16 protein-coding genes are annotated in these 15,878 nt (G+C 72.6%); 8 read left to right on the forward strand and 8 right to left on the reverse strand.

The window, feature by feature from the left end:
* Nucleotides 1–51 precede the first annotated feature (51 nt).
* On the forward strand, nucleotides 52–1,869 hold the full coding sequence (locus ACZ7MF_RS03085; protein WP_471474148.1) for a GMC oxidoreductase: 1,818 nt from the start codon (nucleotides 52–54) through the stop codon (nucleotides 1,867–1,869).
* Nucleotides 1,870–1,987: 118 nt separating this feature from the next.
* Here the strand turns inward: ACZ7MF_RS03085 and ACZ7MF_RS03090 are convergent, their stop codons facing one another.
* The gene (locus ACZ7MF_RS03090) at nucleotides 1,988–2,647 is read right to left on the reverse strand and encodes an LAETG motif-containing sortase-dependent surface protein (RefSeq protein WP_471474150.1); all 660 of its coding nucleotides are present in this window, start codon (nucleotides 2,645–2,647) and stop codon (nucleotides 1,988–1,990) included.
* Here ACZ7MF_RS03090 and ACZ7MF_RS03095 point away from each other — a divergent pair.
* Nucleotides 2,634–3,026: a hypothetical protein gene (locus ACZ7MF_RS03095; protein WP_471474151.1), complete on the forward strand. Its 393-nt coding sequence runs from the start codon at nucleotides 2,634–2,636 to the stop codon at nucleotides 3,024–3,026. The genes ACZ7MF_RS03090 and ACZ7MF_RS03095 overlap by 14 nt on opposite strands.
* 349 nt (nucleotides 3,027–3,375) lie before the next feature.
* On the opposite strand, the gene ACZ7MF_RS03100 is transcribed toward ACZ7MF_RS03095, so the two are convergent.
* Entirely contained in the window at nucleotides 3,376–3,663 is a 288-nt protein-coding gene (locus ACZ7MF_RS03100; protein WP_356855096.1) for a chorismate mutase, read from the reverse strand.
* A 345-nt stretch (nucleotides 3,664–4,008) separates the two neighbouring features.
* Between ACZ7MF_RS03100 and guaA the strand changes: the two genes are divergently transcribed.
* The gene (gene guaA, locus ACZ7MF_RS03105) at nucleotides 4,009–5,589 is read left to right on the forward strand and encodes a glutamine-hydrolyzing GMP synthase (RefSeq protein ID WP_471474153.1); all 1,581 of its coding nucleotides are present in this window, start codon (nucleotides 4,009–4,011) and stop codon (nucleotides 5,587–5,589) included.
* 12 nt (nucleotides 5,590–5,601) lie between these two features.
* Here the strand turns inward: guaA and ACZ7MF_RS03110 are convergent, their stop codons facing one another.
* The gene (locus tag ACZ7MF_RS03110) at nucleotides 5,602–6,087 is read right to left on the reverse strand and encodes a pyridoxamine 5'-phosphate oxidase family protein (RefSeq protein ID WP_471474154.1); all 486 of its coding nucleotides are present in this window, start codon (nucleotides 6,085–6,087) and stop codon (nucleotides 5,602–5,604) included.
* 127 nt (nucleotides 6,088–6,214) lie between these two features.
* Between ACZ7MF_RS03110 and ACZ7MF_RS03115 the strand changes: the two genes are divergently transcribed.
* The 3 genes from ACZ7MF_RS03115 to ACZ7MF_RS03125 all read left to right on the forward strand — a co-directional run bounded on the left by ACZ7MF_RS03115 (nucleotide 6,215) and on the right by ACZ7MF_RS03125 (nucleotide 9,138).
* The gene (locus tag ACZ7MF_RS03115; protein ID WP_471474155.1) at nucleotides 6,215–7,018 is read left to right on the forward strand and encodes a class II aldolase/adducin family protein; all 804 of its coding nucleotides are present in this window, start codon (nucleotides 6,215–6,217) and stop codon (nucleotides 7,016–7,018) included.
* Between the two features lie 160 nt (nucleotides 7,019–7,178).
* Nucleotides 7,179–8,474 carry a hypothetical protein gene (locus ACZ7MF_RS03120; RefSeq protein WP_356855088.1) on the forward strand — a complete coding sequence of 432 codons (1,296 nt, stop codon included), beginning with the start codon at nucleotides 7,179–7,181 and terminating at the stop codon, nucleotides 8,472–8,474.
* Nucleotides 8,475–8,610: 136 nt separating this feature from the next.
* Entirely contained in the window at nucleotides 8,611–9,138 is a 528-nt protein-coding gene (locus ACZ7MF_RS03125) for a DoxX family membrane protein (RefSeq protein ID WP_356855086.1), read from the forward strand.
* Here ACZ7MF_RS03125 and ACZ7MF_RS03130 read toward each other — a convergent pair.
* Nucleotides 9,135–9,362 carry a hypothetical protein gene (locus ACZ7MF_RS03130; RefSeq protein ID WP_471474157.1) on the reverse strand — a complete coding sequence of 76 codons (228 nt, stop codon included), beginning with the start codon at nucleotides 9,360–9,362 and terminating at the stop codon, nucleotides 9,135–9,137. The two genes, ACZ7MF_RS03125 and ACZ7MF_RS03130, sit on opposite strands and share 4 nt — an antisense overlap.
* On the reverse strand, nucleotides 9,349–10,761 hold the full coding sequence (locus ACZ7MF_RS03135; protein ID WP_471474158.1) for a PspC domain-containing protein: 1,413 nt from the start codon (nucleotides 10,759–10,761) through the stop codon (nucleotides 9,349–9,351). Before ACZ7MF_RS03135 ends, ACZ7MF_RS03130 begins: the two co-directional genes overlap by 14 nt.
* Before the next feature lie 189 nt (nucleotides 10,762–10,950).
* Between ACZ7MF_RS03135 and ACZ7MF_RS03140 the strand changes: the two genes are divergently transcribed.
* Together ACZ7MF_RS03140 and ACZ7MF_RS03145 are read left to right on the forward strand one after the other, a co-directional pair.
* Nucleotides 10,951–12,243, forward strand: a complete 1,293-nt coding sequence (locus ACZ7MF_RS03140) for a PspC domain-containing protein (protein WP_356855080.1) — start codon at nucleotides 10,951–10,953, stop codon at nucleotides 12,241–12,243.
* Nucleotides 12,240–12,986 carry a LuxR C-terminal-related transcriptional regulator gene (locus ACZ7MF_RS03145; RefSeq protein ID WP_471474160.1) on the forward strand — a complete coding sequence of 249 codons (747 nt, stop codon included), beginning with the start codon at nucleotides 12,240–12,242 and terminating at the stop codon, nucleotides 12,984–12,986. The genes ACZ7MF_RS03140 and ACZ7MF_RS03145 overlap by 4 nt, the downstream gene beginning before the upstream one ends.
* Before the next feature lie 21 nt (nucleotides 12,987–13,007).
* Here the strand turns inward: ACZ7MF_RS03145 and ACZ7MF_RS03150 are convergent, their stop codons facing one another.
* From ACZ7MF_RS03150 to ACZ7MF_RS03160, 3 genes are all read right to left on the reverse strand, one after another.
* The gene (locus ACZ7MF_RS03150) at nucleotides 13,008–14,051 is read right to left on the reverse strand and encodes a TIGR03086 family metal-binding protein (RefSeq protein ID WP_471474161.1); all 1,044 of its coding nucleotides are present in this window, start codon (nucleotides 14,049–14,051) and stop codon (nucleotides 13,008–13,010) included.
* Nucleotides 14,048–14,422, reverse strand: a complete 375-nt coding sequence (locus ACZ7MF_RS03155) for an ArsR/SmtB family transcription factor (protein ID WP_471474163.1) — start codon at nucleotides 14,420–14,422, stop codon at nucleotides 14,048–14,050. Before ACZ7MF_RS03155 ends, ACZ7MF_RS03150 begins: the two co-directional genes overlap by 4 nt.
* Nucleotides 14,423–14,520: 98 nt before the next feature.
* The gene (locus ACZ7MF_RS03160) at nucleotides 14,521–15,573 is read right to left on the reverse strand and encodes a C40 family peptidase (protein WP_471474164.1); all 1,053 of its coding nucleotides are present in this window, start codon (nucleotides 15,571–15,573) and stop codon (nucleotides 14,521–14,523) included.
* Between the last annotated feature and the right edge of the window lie 305 nt (nucleotides 15,574–15,878).

Consider the following 15,878-nt stretch of genomic DNA (forward strand, 5'->3'; position numbering starts at 1 on the left):
GCGCGACCAGCCACAGACGACCCGCACGCGATACTCAAAGAGGAGACCCCCGTGCCCGAGGACGCTTACGACTACGACGTCCTGATAGTCGGCTCCGGCTTCGGCGGCTCCGTCTCCGCCCTCCGCCTCACCGAGAAGGGCTACCGCGTCGGCGTCCTGGAGGCCGGCCGCCGTTTCACCCGGGAGTCGCTGCCCAAGAACTCCTGGGACCTGAAGAACTACCTCTGGGCGCCGAAGCTCGGCATGTTCGGCATCCAGCGCATCCACCTGCTCGGGAATGTCATGGTCCTGGCAGGAGCCGGGGTCGGTGGCGGCTCGCTCAACTACGCCAACACCCTGTACGTGCCGCCGAAGCCCTTCTTCGACGACCCCCAGTGGCGCGGCATCACCGACTGGCACGAGGAACTGACGCCGTACTACGACCAGGCCCGGCGCATGCTCGGGGTCCGTCTCAACCCGACGATGACCCCCTCCGACGTGCACCTGAAGGCCGCCGCCGAGCGGATGGGCTGCGGCGACACCTTCCACATGGCCCCGGTCGGCGTCTTCTTCGGCGACGGCGAGGACGCCGACGGCACGGCGAAGGCCGGACCGGGCGAGCGGGTGCCCGACCCGTACTTCGGCGGCGCTGGCCCCGACCGCAAGGCCTGCAACGAGTGCGGCGAGTGCATGACCGGCTGCCGGCACGGCGCGAAGAACACCCTCAACGAGAACTACCTCTACCTCGCCGAGAAGGCCGGCGCCGTCGTGCACCCGATGACCACGGCCGTCTCCGTCACGGACGACTCGCGCGGCGGCTTCGCGATCGCCACGCTCCCCACCGACCGCAAGAAGAGCAAGAAGCGCGGGAAGCGCGGGAACAAGGACGCGGGCCGCACCTTCACCGCCCGCCGCGTCGTCATAGCCGCCGGCACCTACGGCACCCAGACCCTGCTGCACCGCATGAAGGCGGGCGGTCAGCTCCCCTACATGTCCGACGCGCTCGGCGAGCTGACCCGCACCAACTCCGAGGCACTGGTCGGCGCCCAGACCGACGACCGGCGCTACCGCAGCGCCACCGGCGAGCCGCGGGCCGACTTCACGCGCGGCGTCGCCATCACGTCCTCCATCCACCCGGACGCCAACACCCACATCGAGCCGGTGCGTTACGGCAAGGGCTCCAACTCGATGGGCGGCCTGTCCATCCTCCAGGTCCCCTACGCCGGACAGGCCGCCTCGGGCGCCTCGCGCGTCCTGGGCTTCCTGGGGCACGCGGCCAAGCACCCGCTGCTGGTCCTGCGTTCGCTCTCCAACCGCAAGTGGTCGGAGCGGACCATCATCGGCCTGGTCATGCAGTCCCTCGACAACTCCCTGACCACGCACCTGAAACCGACGGGCGTCGGCAAGGGCCTGCTCACCGCACGCCAGGGCCACGGCTCGCCCAACCCCAAGCAGATCAAGGCCGCCACCGAGGGCGCCTCCGCACTCGCCGCCGAGATCAACGGCTTCGCCGGCTCCAACGTCGGCGAGCTGATGGGCACCCCGCTCACCGCCCACTTCCTCGGCGGCTGCCCGATCGGCGCCTCCCGCGAGACCGGCGTCATAGACCCCTACCACCGCCTCTACGGCCACCCCGGCATCTCGGTCGTCGACGGCGCCGCCGTCTCGGCCAACCTCGGCGTCAATCCGTCCCTGACCATCACGGCGCAGGCCGAGCGCGCCATGTCGTACTGGCCCAACAAGGGCGAGAGCGACCCGCGCCCGGCGCAGGGCGCCGGGTACGAGCGGGTGGCCGCCGTCGCGCCCCGGTCGCCGGCTGTCCCGGAGCAGGCCTTCGGCGCGCTGCGCCTGCCGTTCGTGGAGATGCCGACGGTGCCGCCGAAGAAGTAGCGGCCACCGAGGAACAGCCGCCGCCCGGACCCGAGAAGGCGAAGGGGACCCGCACCCCCCTCCGAGCGCGGGTCCCCCTCACCCAGCCTGTGTCCCGCCGCTCCCGCGAGCGTGGGCGTCAGGAGTCCGAGCCGGCCCTGCGCCGCCGGACCACGAACACCGCGCCGCCGCCGACCACCACGGCGAGCCCGCCGACGAGGCCGATCACCGGCAGCGCCGAGCTGGAGCCGGTCGCGGCGAGGCTCCCGGTGACCTCCGGGGTGCCGGCGGCCGGCTTCCGGACGGTCACGGGCGCCTTCCCGCCCTCCTGCGGCCGGGTGCCGTCCGTGTCCGTGCCGGGGGCCGTGATCCGGAACCTGTAGGCGACGTCGCCGAAGCCGGTGCACTCGCCGTCCGCGTCGCCGTAGACCGTCGCGCCGAGCGTGAAGCCGGTGCCGACCGGGGCACCGGCCCGCACGTCGATCCGCATCGGGATGGCGACCTCGTAGTCGGGCGCCAGCTCGTCGGTGTAGCCGATGTAGCCCACCGCGTAGCCGAGTTCGTCGAGGTTCTCCCAGGTCCGGTCCTCGGGGTTCCAGGCCTGGAGACGGACCTTCTCGCTCTCGAACAGGTCCTCGCCGTCGCGGTCGGCGGAGGCGCCGGCCAGGTACTCGAGGTTCTGCAGCGTCGAGCCGGAGTCGTTCGCCACGTTCAGCGAGAACCGGTGCCAGCCGCTGCCCGCCGCGATCTCGCCGGGCAGGCCCTCGATGCCGACGTCGACCTTGGTGTCCTCGCACACGGACGGCTCGGGGTCCGGGCTCGCGCTCTCCTCCGGCTCGGAGGTGCTCGGCGAGGGGTTCGCGGGGGCGGACGTGGTCGCCTGCGTGCCGTCGGGGACGGGAGTGCCCGCGCCCGTCGTGCTCGGGGAGGCAGGGGAGGCAGGGGAGGCAGGGGAGGCGGAGGAACTCGTGGACGGGCTCGTCGAGTCGCTCGGGGCGGGCGAGGTCCCGCTCGTCGACCCGCCCTGGGACGGTGAGCTGTCCGACGAGGCGGACGGGGCCGGCGACGTACTGCCGGTCGCGGAGGCGGCGGCCGGGGCCGCGAGCAGCGCGACGGGGGAGATCACTGCCGTGGCGGCGGCTGCGGCCAGGGCGCGACGAAGCTTCATGCCCGTTTGATCACTGGAACCTGTGAAGGGTTGTCTCCGTATTCACAGAAACCTTATGTGCCCTGTGTCACTACCCGTTCCGTCGGCCGGCCCCGGGCGTCCCCGGAGCCGGCCGTTCTCTTGGGTGACCGGGCTGCTGTCCCCTGCCGTCCGGTCACTTCCTGGAGCGAGGTCCCACGACGCACGGCACGATCCGTACGTCTCATCGCTCCAGCGAGCCACGCGTGGTTCTCTTCGGGCCCGCCCCTGGCTGACACGGACATCGGGACCAACGAAGCCGCTCGCGTGCCGGTCACGCGCCGTACGGGTGAGAAGGGGACCGAACTCAGATACGACCCTCCCCGGCCGCGCCGCGCCCCTCACACGCGTCCGCGGCACAGCTCCAGCATCGTCATCGCCAGCGCCGTGCCCGGCTTGCCCAGCGCCTCCCGGTAGTGGTCCAGCACCTCCATCTCGCGGGAGAGGTTCACGCGCCGGCCGCCGGAGGTGATCCGCGCCTCCTGGATGACGGCGGAGACGGCCATCCGTTCCTGGATCAGCCCGATGATCCGGTCGTCCAGGGCGTCGATCCGCTCCCGGGCGCCGGTGATCACGTCGACGGCCTCGGGGGTACGGGCGCCGGTCTTGTCTGCTGCGGTGACGGTCATGTCGGTGGCTCCTCGCCGAAGGGTGGCGGCACCCCGGACCGGCACGGTCCGCAAACGCCAGGCGCCCCGGACCTTGTCGGCCCGGGGCGCCTGGGAAGTCGCTTGTCAGTTGCTCAAGCAGCACGACCATGGCAGCCGGTGGGCCGGTTGCCATAGGTAAACAGGAACGCCTGGTGCTTGAGCATGGGCCCAGTATGCCCCGGCGACGGCCGGTGTCCAAGCCGGTTCGGATGGTGAGACACGAGGGTGGACCGGGAGAGGGGGCGGACGCCGGGGCCGGGGCACCTGCCCAGCTCGGTAGAATCGGGGGCACAAGCCCCCCGCCCGACCGCCGGAAGGCACCCCGTGTCATCAGCGACTCCCGCTGCCGCCGCCCCCGACACCGTCCTGGTCGTCGACTTCGGCGCGCAGTACGCCCAGCTCATCGCCCGTCGTGTCCGCGAGGCGCGGGTCTACAGCGAGATCGTGCCGAGCTCCATGCCGGTCGAGGAGATCCTCGCCAAGAACCCGGCGGCCATCATCCTCTCGGGCGGCCCCTCGTCGGTGTACGAGCCGGGTGCCCCGACCCTCGACCGCGCCCTGTTCGAGGCCGGTGTCCCCGTCTTCGGCATGTGCTACGGCTTCCAGCTGATGGCGCAGAGCCTCGGCGGCACGGTCGACAACTCCGGCGCCCGCGAGTACGGCCGTACCGAGCTGGCCGTCTCCAAGCCGTCCTCCACCCTCTTCGAGGGCACCCCGGCCGAGCAGGCCGTGTGGATGTCGCACGGTGACGCCTGCTCCGCCGCCCCCGAGGGCTTCACCGTCACCGGCTCCACGGACGTCGTCCCGGTCGCCGCCTTCGAGAACGACGAGAAGAAGCTCTACGGCGTCCAGTACCACCCCGAGGTGATGCACTCCACGCACGGGCAGCAGGTGCTGGAGCACTTCCTGTACCGGGGTGCGGGCCTGAGCCCCGACTGGACCACGGGCAACGTCATCGAGGAGCAGGTCGCGGCGATCCGCGCGCAGGTCGGCGACAAGCGGGCCATCTGCGGGCTGTCCGGCGGCGTGGACTCCGCGGTCGCCGCCGCCCTCGTCCAGAAGGCCATCGGCTCTCAGCTGACCTGCGTCTACGTCGACCACGGCCTGATGCGCAAGGGCGAGACCGAGCAGGTCGAGAAGGACTTCGTCGCCGCGACCGGCGTGCAGCTGAAGGTCGTGGACGCCAGTGAGCGCTTCCTGGGCGCGCTGGCCGGGGTCTCCGACCCCGAGCAGAAGCGGAAGATCATCGGCCGCGAGTTCATCCGGGTCTTCGAGCAGGCCCAGCTGGAGATCATGCGGGAGGACGGCCCGGAGGTCGCCTTCCTCGTGCAGGGCACGCTCTACCCGGACGTCGTCGAGTCCGGCGGCGGCACCGGCACCGCCAACATCAAGTCCCACCACAACGTGGGCGGGCTCCCGGACGACATCGAGTTCGAACTGGTCGAGCCGCTGCGCCAGCTGTTCAAGGACGAGGTCCGGATGGTCGGCCAGGAGCTGGGCCTGCCGGACGAGATCGTCCAGCGCCAGCCGTTCCCGGGCCCGGGCCTCGGCATCCGGATCGTCGGCGACGTCACCAGGGAGCGGCTCGACCTGCTGCGCGAGGCCGACGCCATCGCCCGCGAGGAGCTGACCGCGGCCGGCCTCGACCGCGACATCTGGCAGTGCCCCGTGGTGCTGCTGGCGGACGTCCGCTCCGTCGGCGTCCAGGGCGACGGCCGCACCTACGGCCACCCGATCGTCCTGCGGCCGGTCTCGTCCGAGGACGCCATGACGGCCGACTGGTCCCGGCTGCCGTACGAGGTGCTCGCCAAGATCTCGACCCGGATCACCAACGAGGTCACGGACGTCAACCGCGTCGTCCTCGACGTGACCTCGAAGCCGCCGGGGACGATCGAGTGGGAGTGACCCCCAGAGGCCCTAGGCGCGCCTGACGGTGCGCAGGGGCTTTCCGGGCTGCCAGATCTCGACGACGAGGTACTTGTCGTCCTCGACGGAGGTGCGCACGATTTCCGTCAGCTCGGTGCGGAAGAGGTGGAACGGCTCCGGCGGTTCCACCTCTTTCACGTACCCGGCCCTGGTCTCGCCGTCCTCGACCTCGACCGCCCGGCCGGCGATCCGCACGTCCCCGCCGCCCATGCCGGTGCCGTCGCCCGGGTTCGCCTGAAGCGCGAAGCGCGGGTCGCGGCGCAGGTCGAGCGCCTTCAGCGAGTCCGGCATCATGCCGAGCCACAGCTCCCCGGAGAGGAAACGCACCTCCAGGCCGGTGGTGCGCGGCGAGCCGTCCTTGCGGAGGGTGGCGAGGACGTGGTGCGTGTACGCGCCGAAGCGCGCCTCGACGGTGTCGGCCAGTGCCGGTTCCGCGGCGGCGAAACCGGCCCAGTTCACAGGAGTGCCTGAAGTCATGCACCGAGTGTGAACGCCAAAACCGACATCCTCTGTCGCGTATTGGCCCCCGAACCTGTCCTCCCGGCCGCACCGCCGGTAACTTCCGGCACGTAGGGCACATCCGGCGCCGAAGGACAGAGAACACATGCACGGGACGCCCGGGGCCACCGAGCCCCCGCCGCTGCCCACCGACCGGCTGCGGTTCGCGATGCCGCCGCGGCACGACTCGGTCGAGGACGAACGCCTGCACCGCAAGGAGCGGCTCGCCTGCGCGCTGCGTCTCTTCGGGCGGTACGGGTTCGAGGACGGGGTCTCCGGTCACATCACGGCCCGCGACCCGGAGTACACCGACTGCTTCTGGGTCAACCCGTTCGGTGTGCCCTTCGCCCACATCACGGTGAGCGATCTGGTGCTGGTCAACTCCGAGGGGCAGGTGGTGGAGGGCGGCCATCACGTCAACCAGGCCGCCTTCACGGTGCACTCCCAGGTCCACGCCGCCCGTCCGGACGTCGTCGCGGTCGCCCACTGCCACTCGGTGCACGGGCGCGCGCTGTCGGCCCTCGGCGAGCCACTCGAACCGATCACCCAGGAGAGCTGCGCCTTCTACGAGGACCACGCCCTGTACAACTCCTACTCGGGCGTCGCCGTCGACGCCGAGGAGGGGCGGCGCATCGCACGGGCGCTGGGCTCCGGCAAGGCGCTCGTGCTGCGCAACCACGGGCTGCTGACGGTCGGCGACTCCGTGGACGCGGCGGCCTGGTGGTTCCTGTCCCTGGAGCGGTCCTGCCAGGTGCAGCTGCTGGCGAAGGCGGCGGGGCGGCCGGTGCCGATCGGCCACCGGCAGGCCGTGGCGACCCGGGAACAGCTCGGCGGCGACCTGGTGGCGTGGATCAACTACCAGCCCTTGTGGCAGGAGGTCACCCGCCGCGAACCGGACCTGTTCGACTGACCGCCTCCGAGGCGGCTCGGGGCGGCGTCAACACGGTGATCCGCGCATCACCCGCGCTGAGCAGACGTTGGGCGGGGCAGCGCGCGGGCGCGGGCCGGGATACGGCACAATTCGCTGTCGTTCCAAGGGACTTAGCGGTGCGGGAAGGCGGGCGTCGGGCGTGGCGGTGCAGGAGGCGAGACGCGGGAGCGGCTCGGACAGGGACGCGTACGAGGCGGCGCACGGCGGTGGCTGCACCTGCGGGGACTGCCCGCACGGCGCCCGCGAGGGGCACCGCCGGGCGGTCGCCGCGTTCCTGCTGCGGCGGGACGAGTTCGCGGCCGGTCAGGGGCTGCCCGCCGCGGTGGCCCACTCGGCCTCCGCCTCCCGCCAGTGGGTCTCGGAGGAGCTGACCCAGTCCGCGGAGGCCGTCGCCGAACGCGGCCGTGCGGAGGGCGACGCGTGGCTCGCGGCGCTGGGCCGGCGTACGGCGGCCGTCGTGTGGGCGGCGGTCGTCCTGCTGCTGCTCGGGCAGTCGCTCACCGCGGTCGGCACCGGCTGGTCCGCCGCGCGCACCGCCGGGCTCGCGGCCGCGCTGGTGGTGGGCGGCGCGCTGACGGCGGCGTCCTGGTTCCACCGGGCCCGGGGCGGCGCGCTGGCCCCGGTCATCGGCGAGGACAACCGCCTGTCCACCTCCCGTGCCGTGGCGGCCGCCTGGGTCCTCTTCGTCGCCTACGCGGTGCTGGTGCTCGCCGGGCAGCTGGCCGTCGCCTCGGGGCACGACCGGCGGGACGCGCTGATCTCGGGTCTCGAACTCGGCCGCGGCACCGGCGCGGTGACCGTGCTCGCGGTGGTCTGCGGGATCGCGGTCCTGGTCCGGCGGGTGGTCGGCCTCAGGGTGCTGGGACAGCGGCTGCAGAAGGTACGGGCCGACCGGCCGCGCGCCTCCGACCTGCTGACGGACGACGCGGGCCGCGGGACCTTCGCCGACATCCAGTACGTCGTGATCAGCACCGTGGCCCTGGTGTTCGCGGCGGTGCGGCTGGCCCGGCGCCCGGAGCAACTGCCGGACCTGCCCTGGGGCCTTGCCGTGGTGGTGCTGGTGTCGGCGGCGACCTACGTGGCCGGGAAGTACGCCGAGGGCGGCCGGCCGGTGATCCTCTCCGTGGTCCGGGCGCGCGAGGCCGGTGACCTGGACGCGCCGATCCGCACGGGCGACGACATCGAGATCCGTGGGGCGGGCTTCGTGCCGCCGGGTGCCCAGCGGGCGGACCGGCTGTCCCGGATGGTCGTCCGCATCGGCGCGGTCAACGTCCACGTCCCCCTGGTGCCGGTGACGGGCGGCTTCAGCAACCCCACGGACGACCTGCTGACGGTCCCCGTCCCGGCGGACGTGGAACCGGGGCGGGTGGACGTCCAGGTGGTCACGGGCGCGGGTGTGGAGACCAACCGGTACGCGATCGACGTGACGGACTGACACCTCGTCCGCCCCGGTCGGCAACCCGTCGGGGCCGACGACGAGAAAACGGTCGCGAGGTTGAGCCGGGCCGGCGTGCCGTACGTATGGTCTGGTGGGGGGTCTGGGCACGCGCGGCGAGAGGCGGCTGGCAGTGATGACGCACGGTATGCGGACGGATGTGCACATCTCACCCGGGGGCGGGGGCGACTGGCGGGACAACGCCGCCCGGTACGCCCTCCTGCCCCTGCGGATCTTCCTCGGTGTCACCTTCGTCTACGCCGGTCTGGACAAGCTCACCGACAGCGCCTTCATGAAGGACTCCGGCGCCGGTTCCATCGGCGACATGATGCGTGCCGTCCGCGACTCCTCGGCCGTCCCCGCCCTGGTCGACCTCGCCCTGAAGAACCCGCCCGGTTTCGGTTACGCCATCGCTCTGGGCGAGCTGGCCGTCGGCATCGGCACCCTGCTCGGGCTGCTGACGCGCCTGGCGGCGCTGGGCGGTGCGCTGATCTCGCTCAGCCTGTGGCTGACCGTCAGCTGGGCCTCCGACCCCTACTACTACGGCAACGACCTCGCCTATCTGATGGCCTGGCTCCCCCTCGTCCTCGCGGGCGCCCCGCTGCTGTCACTGGACGCCGTACTGCGTTCCCGGCGCAGGCGACGGACGGGCGGGTACCGCTAGGCCCGGTCCGGCGGCGCCGCGTGGGGTTCCGCGCGGCGCCGGTGCGCGGAGCGGGCCACCATGCCGACCACGGCGGCCAGGCAGAGCCCGCCGTTGACGACGGGGATCACCACGAACCACGGCGTCTGCCAGAGGCCGCCCGCGTCGCCCGCGTAGAGGACGCCGGCCAGCATCAGGAAGACCCCGGCCACCAGGCGTCCGGGCTGGAACCTATGACGCAGCACGGGACACCTCCGCCTGGCCGACGCCGACCTGGAGGTCGAGGTCGAGGGTGCCGGAGTCCTTGCCGCCCTCGGTGGGGGACAGGGTGATCTCCTCGCGTTTGCCCGGTGCCACGTCCACGTCCTTCTTGTCGTCGCCGGGCAGCTGGATGTCGCCCACGCCCACCTCGACGTACAGCCGCACGGTCACGTCCGGCGGCACGACGACCCGTATGCGGCCCAGGCCCACGTCGGCCCGGGTGGTCACCGTCTGCCCGCGGGCCAGGTCGAGGCGGGACAGGTCGAGGGTGCCGCTGCCCGTGCCGAGGTCGTACTGGTCGCGCACGTCGGCCGCCACCACGGGCTTCCAGGTGGTCCGGACCCATTCGGTGCCGACGTTGTCCGGGACGGCGGCCGATCCGGCCAGCAGGCCCGCCGTGATGACGGCCAGGAAGATCGAACCGGCTCCGGTGCGCCCGAGGAAGGCACTGACCGCGATACCGAGGCCGAAGACGGCCAGCGCGCACGCCAGTCCGGTCTGCAGACTCGTGCCGAGCGGGTGGTCGTCCCAGGTCAGCCGGGTCCCGAGGAAGCCGGCCAGCAGGGCGAGGAGGAACACCCAGCCGCCGATGCCGAGGGGCTGCGGGGACCGGGAGCGCCGGCCGCCCGCGGGGGCGCGGTCGCGGCGCCCCGGGATGCCGCGGCCGATGTTGACGGCCGCCGCGATGTCACGCTCCGCGGAGTCCGGCGGCCCCCACATGTAGCCCGTCCCGCCGTCGTGGGTGCCGTCCTTGACGATGGGGTCGCGCCACCAGGAGGGCCAGGTGTACATGATCGGCGGTGCCTTCGCCTCCGGCGGGGCGTCCGCGACGGCCTGCGCCGACAGCGGGTCCGGTTCGGGGGCCCTGCGGTGCCGCGACCAGTACCCGGTGCCCGCGAGGAGCAGGGAGAGGACGACGGCGAAGGTCAGCACCCCGCCGTTGTGCAGCATGGTGAGGAAGACGCCGCAGCCGACCAGGGCGAACAGCACCGCCGCCAGTGCCTGGCCGTCGACCCGGCCGGTCAGCAGCTTGCGCACCTCGTTCTCCTCCTCGTCCTCGTAGGGGACGAAGAGCCAGGCGAAGCCGTAGAAGATCAGGCCGATGCCGCCGGTCGCGGAGAGCACGGCGAGCGTGATCCGGAAGATCACCGGGTCCAGGTCGCACTGCCGCCCGAGGCCGGCACACACTCCGGCCAGCGTCTTGTGCCGCCGGTCGCGCCGGAACCGGTGCGGCGGCCCGGGGGCCTCCGGGCCGCCGACGGCGCCCGGGCCGGCCGCACCGGCATCCGCGGCGGGCGCGGCATCCTGCGGCCCGGCGCCCTGCGGGGGGCGCGGGCCGGAGCCGGGTCCCGGACCCGTCGCGGCATGCTCGTGATCGGTCATGAGTCCATGGTGACGGGCGCGGCGCCGTGACGGCAGCCGGTTCGACCCTGGTCGGACCCTGATATCGGCCCTGACTCCCGGCCGGGGGAGTGTTCGACACCCCCCGCCCTCCGGCGGTCCGAAGATCAGGGGTGATTGGGGGAACGACCCTGATGCTCAGCCTCCCGCACCCGTGTGACCATCGGTGTCATGCCGGAAGCCGCAGCAGCACCCGTCGTCGAACCGCGGCCGCCGCGCAAGCTCTACCGGAGCAGCGACGGACGCTGGCTCGGCGGGGTGGCGCGGGGGCTCGCCGGGCATCTCGGGCTGCCCGTCGTCTGGGTCCGGTTCGCCTTCGTCGGCCTGTTCATGGCCGACGGCCTGGGTGCGCTGCTGTACGCGGCCTTCTGGTTCTTCGTGCCGCTGGGCGTCGGGGGAGTGGAGGCGCAGAAGCCGCCGTCCCTCGTCACCTCCGAGACCGCGCCGGACGGCCGCCGCAGACTCGTCGCCCGCAAGCCGGACAAGGGGCAGATGGTCGCCCTGCTCCTCATGGTCGTCGTCGCCCTGGTCTTCGTGGGCAACGTCGACCTGGGCGGCGGCGCCAAGGCCTATCTCTGGCCGACCGTGCTCGTCGGCGCCGGCGTCGCCCTCGTCTGGCGCCAGGCGGACAACGCGCGCCGGGCCCGCTGGGCCGAGGTGGGACGCCATCGCCGCACGGTCACCCTGCTGCGCTCGGTGGGGGGCGTCCTGCTGGTGACGGCCGGTGTCACCGGCATCTTCGTCCTCCAGGGATCCGCCGCCCACCTCGGCTCCGTCCTCCAGGCGGCCCTGGCCGTCCTCGTCGGCATAACCCTCCTCGCCGGTCCCTACCTGGTGCGGATGACGCAGGACCTCTCCGAGGAGCGGCTGATGCGCATCCGCGCGCAGGAGCGCGCCGAGGTCGCCGCGCACGTCCACGACTCCGTGCTGCACACCCTGACCCTGATCCAGCGCAACGCGGAGAACGCGGGCGAGGTGCGCCGCCTGGCCCGGGCCCAGGAGCGGGACCTGCGCTCCTGGCTCTACAAACCCGAGGGCAACGGCAAGGACGAGGACGACGAGCCCACCACCCTCGCCGAGGCCGTGAAGCGCAACGCCGCGGAGGTCGAGGACAAGCACGGCGTTCCCCTCGAGGTGGTCGTCGTCGGCGACTGCCCGCTCGACGAGCGGATCAGCGCACAGATGCAGGCCGCGCGCGAAGCGATGGTGAACGCGGCCAAGTACGGTGGCGAGGGCGGCGCCGTACAGGTCTACGCCGAAGTCGAGGGCAGGACGGTCTTCGTGTCCGTCCGGGACCGCGGTCCCGGCTTCGACCTCGACTCGATACCCGCCGACCGCATGGGCGTCAGAGAATCGATCATCGGCCGCATGGAGCGCAACGGCGGCACGGCGCGGCTGCGCGCGGTGCCGGACGGCGGCACGGAGGTCGAACTGGAAATGGAGAGGGCGGAGAAGACGTCATGAGCGACCCGACCGAGACGAACGGAACGGCGGGAGCGGGCGGGGCGGCCGAGCCCGCACAGCCGGCCAGTGGCGGCGCGGGGGAGCGCCGCGTGCGCGTGGTGCTCGTCGACGACCACCGCATGTTCCGCACCGGCGTCCAGGCCGAGATCGGCCAGACCGACGTGACCGGGGTCGAGGTCGTCGGCGAGGCCGCCGATGTCGACCAGGCCGTCACCGTCATCACCGCGACCCGCCCCGAGGTGGTGCTCCTCGACGTCCACCTCCCCGGCGGCGGCGGGGTCGAGGTGCTGCGCCGCTGCGCGCCCCTGATGAGCGACGCCGAGCGGCCCGTCCGCTTCCTCGCCCTGTCCGTCTCGGACGCGGCGGAGGACGTGATCGGCGTGATCCGCGGCGGCGCCCGCGGTTACGTCACCAAGACCATCACCGGCACCGACCTGGTCAACTCCGTCTTCCGCGTCCAGGAGGGCGACGCCGTCTTCTCCCCGCGGCTGGCCGGCTTCGTCCTCGACGCGTTCGCCTCCACCGACGCGCCGCCGGTCGACGAGGACCTCGACCGGCTCACCCAGCGCGAGCGCGAGGTGCTGCGCCTGATCGCCCGCGGCTACGCGTACAAGGAGATCGCCAAGCAGCTGTACATCTCCGTGAAGACGGTCGAGTCCCACGTCTCGGCGGTCCTGCGCAAGCTCCAGCTGTCCAACCGGCACGAGCTGACCCGCTGGGCCACGGCACGCCGCCTGGTGTGACCGTCCGGGGGCCGGGGTGTGTCAGGGGGTGCGGCCGATGAAGGCGAGCATGCGGGTCTGCACGTCGGCGCTGTCGGGGACCTCGACCCGCGGGCCGTACTGACCGCTGGAGCGCAGTACGCCGTCCAGCGGCAGCATGCCGTCGAGCAGCTGGGCGCACTTGCCGGGGTCGAGGCGCTCGTCCTGGCCGGTGGCCCGGGCCAGGTCCCAGGTGTGCATGAAGACGTCGGCGGTGTAGAAGCGGTCGACCGCCTGGTCCAGCGGGACCTCGCCGATGTGCGGGTTCGACAGGACCCCCCGCGCCGTGGCGGGGTCGTCGAGCAGAGCCTGGACGCCCTCGCTGTGCACCGTCCAGGCCGCCACGGGGTCGTCGTCCACCGACGGCCCCTGCGGCAGTTCGATCCCGGCGCCGGACTTCAGGAAGGCCGGGAACCACTCGACCAGGTGGCGCACCACGTCCCGGGCGACCCATCCCTCGCACGGAGCCGGACTCTCCCACGCCTCCGGGGCCACCCCGCGCACGCGCTCCGTGAAGACCCGGGCGATCCTTCGGTGCTCGTCGGCCGCCGCCCTGCCGCGGAGCAGTTCGTCAAGTCGCTCGTAGCCCTCCCGTACACCGCCCTCCATGCCGCCGGCGAGCATCGCGTCGCGGGCCTCGACGGAGTCCATGAGGGACTTGGCGATCAGCCGGGTGCGCCGGTCGCCGAGGTCCTCGAAGACGACCGTCTCCAGGCTGACGCCGTCCGGCGCTCCCTCGTAGGTGAAGGTCTGGACGATGCGCTCGCCCGGCCGTACCTCGTGGAACACGCCGTGGAAGCCGTACTCGGTCCCGTCGTCCGCGCGGTGCACGTACCGGTACGACCCGCCGCTGCGCGCGTCGTATTGGTCGATGCGCATGGTGAGCCGGCGCGGGCCGAGCCACTGGACGACCAGGTCGGGATCGGTGTAGGCCCGGAAGACCCGCTCGGGCGGAGCGTCGAAGTCCCGGGTGATCAGGATGGTGGGCAGGACCGGGTCGGCCTCGATCCGGGCTTCGTCACGATGGGCCGCGTCCATGCTGCTCATGATGCTGCTCCCTCCGTCGTGGTGCGCGTCGCCGGCCGCTCGTCCATCCGCTCCAGAACGGCGTCCAGACGGCGGAAACGGTCCTCCGCCTCCTGCCGGTAGCGCTCGATCCACTTGGTCGTCAGATCGAGGACCTTCGCTTCGAGGTGGCAGGGCCGGCGCTGGGCGTCCTTGCTGCGACTGACCAGACCGGCGTCCTCCAGCACCCTGATGTGCTTGGAGACGGCCTGTACGGTGATGTCGTACGGCTCGGCCAGTTCGTTGACCGTGGCGTCACCTGCGGAGAGGCGGGCCACGATGTCGCGGCGGGTCGGGTCGGCCAGTGCGGAGAACACCTGGGACAGCCGGTCGTCGGGCAACTCGCACCTCACGTTGTCAACCGATTGGTTGAATACACGGTACGGGTCTCTCGCGTTCGTGGTCAACCGCTCGGTTGAATACCCGTCCCGTTCGCGTCCGGCCCAGCGCCTCACACCACCCGCGTGGCCCCCGCGAACGGCATCTCGTCGACCGGGGCGACACGCACCGGCGCCGACGGGTTCGGGGCGTGGATCATCTGCCCGTTGCCGACGTAGATGCCGACGTGACTGATGCCCGAGTAGAAGAAGACCAGGTCGCCCGGGAGGAGTTCGGACCGGGAGACCCGGCGGCCCGCGTCGATCTGGGCGTAGGTGGTGCGGGGGAGGGAGACTCCGGCGGCGCGGTAGGCGGCCTGGGTGAGGCCCGAGCAGTCGAAGGCGTTCGGGCCGGTCGCGCCCCACACGTAGGGGCTGCCGAGCTTCTGGTAGGCGTAGGCGACGGCCGCCGCGGCGCGGGAGTTGGGGGCTTCGGCGGTTGCCGACAGACTCTCCCGGGGACCCGGCGCGGAGCGAGCGGCCCGGTCCCCCGTTCCGTCGCCGACGCGGGCGCGTTCCTCCGCCGTCAGCCGGGACAGCAGACGGCGGGCCTTCTCCAGCTTGCCGGTGACGGTCTCGCGGTGACGTTTCAGCTCGGCCCGGCGCGAGGTCAGCGAGGCCACCTCGACGCGGGCGGCGCCGCGCAGTCGCTCGATGTCGCGGAGTTCCTTGCGCACGCGGCCCACGGTGGCGTTCTGCCGGCTGCCCGCGCGCTCGACGAACGCGGCGCCGTCCAGGTACCGGTCCGGGTCGGACGAGAGCGCGAGCTGCAGCGCCGGGTCCAGGCCACCGCTGCGGTACTGCGCCGCCGCGACCGAACCCAGTGCCTCCCGCGCCGAGTTCAGCCCGTCCTCCTTGCGGGCGGCCTCGTCCCGCAGTTCCTCCAGGCGCCGTTCGGCGGCGTCGGCCTTCTCCTTCACTCCGTTGTACTTCTCCGTGGCCACCTCGGCCTCCTGGTAGAGCTTGTCCACCTTGGCCCTGACCTGTGCCGCCGTCGGCTGCGGGTCGGCGTGTCCGGTCCCGCCCAGGCCCGTCGCGGTGGCGGCGCCCGCGAGGGTGATCGTGGCCGCCGTACGGGCCCTGCTCCCGCCCTTCGCGCGCTGTCGCGGCCTGCGGTGCGCTCCCACCTGCGATCCACGTCCTTCCGTACGACTCGACTCCGGCCGGCGCCGGATCGGCCCCGGTCCGTTCCGGCTGCCTGGGCCAGGACGCTAGGCGCGACGGTAACGGCCCGGTGACGGGATGCGCGGAAGTGGCGGCAGGGGATCGGGCGGCGACCGTATGTGATCGTCACGGCCTCCGAGGCCCGACGCCTTCACGCAGGGTGATGACCGATATGCCGGACCGGGGGCGGGTGGGGGACGTGAGCTGTTATGGGAGGGCCGGGGCGGGCCGGTGTCCGTGCCTGTCGGGCCCCTCATTAGGCTCCGGC

It is taken from the genome of Streptomyces sp. NPDC111628 (genome assembly GCF_055635195.1).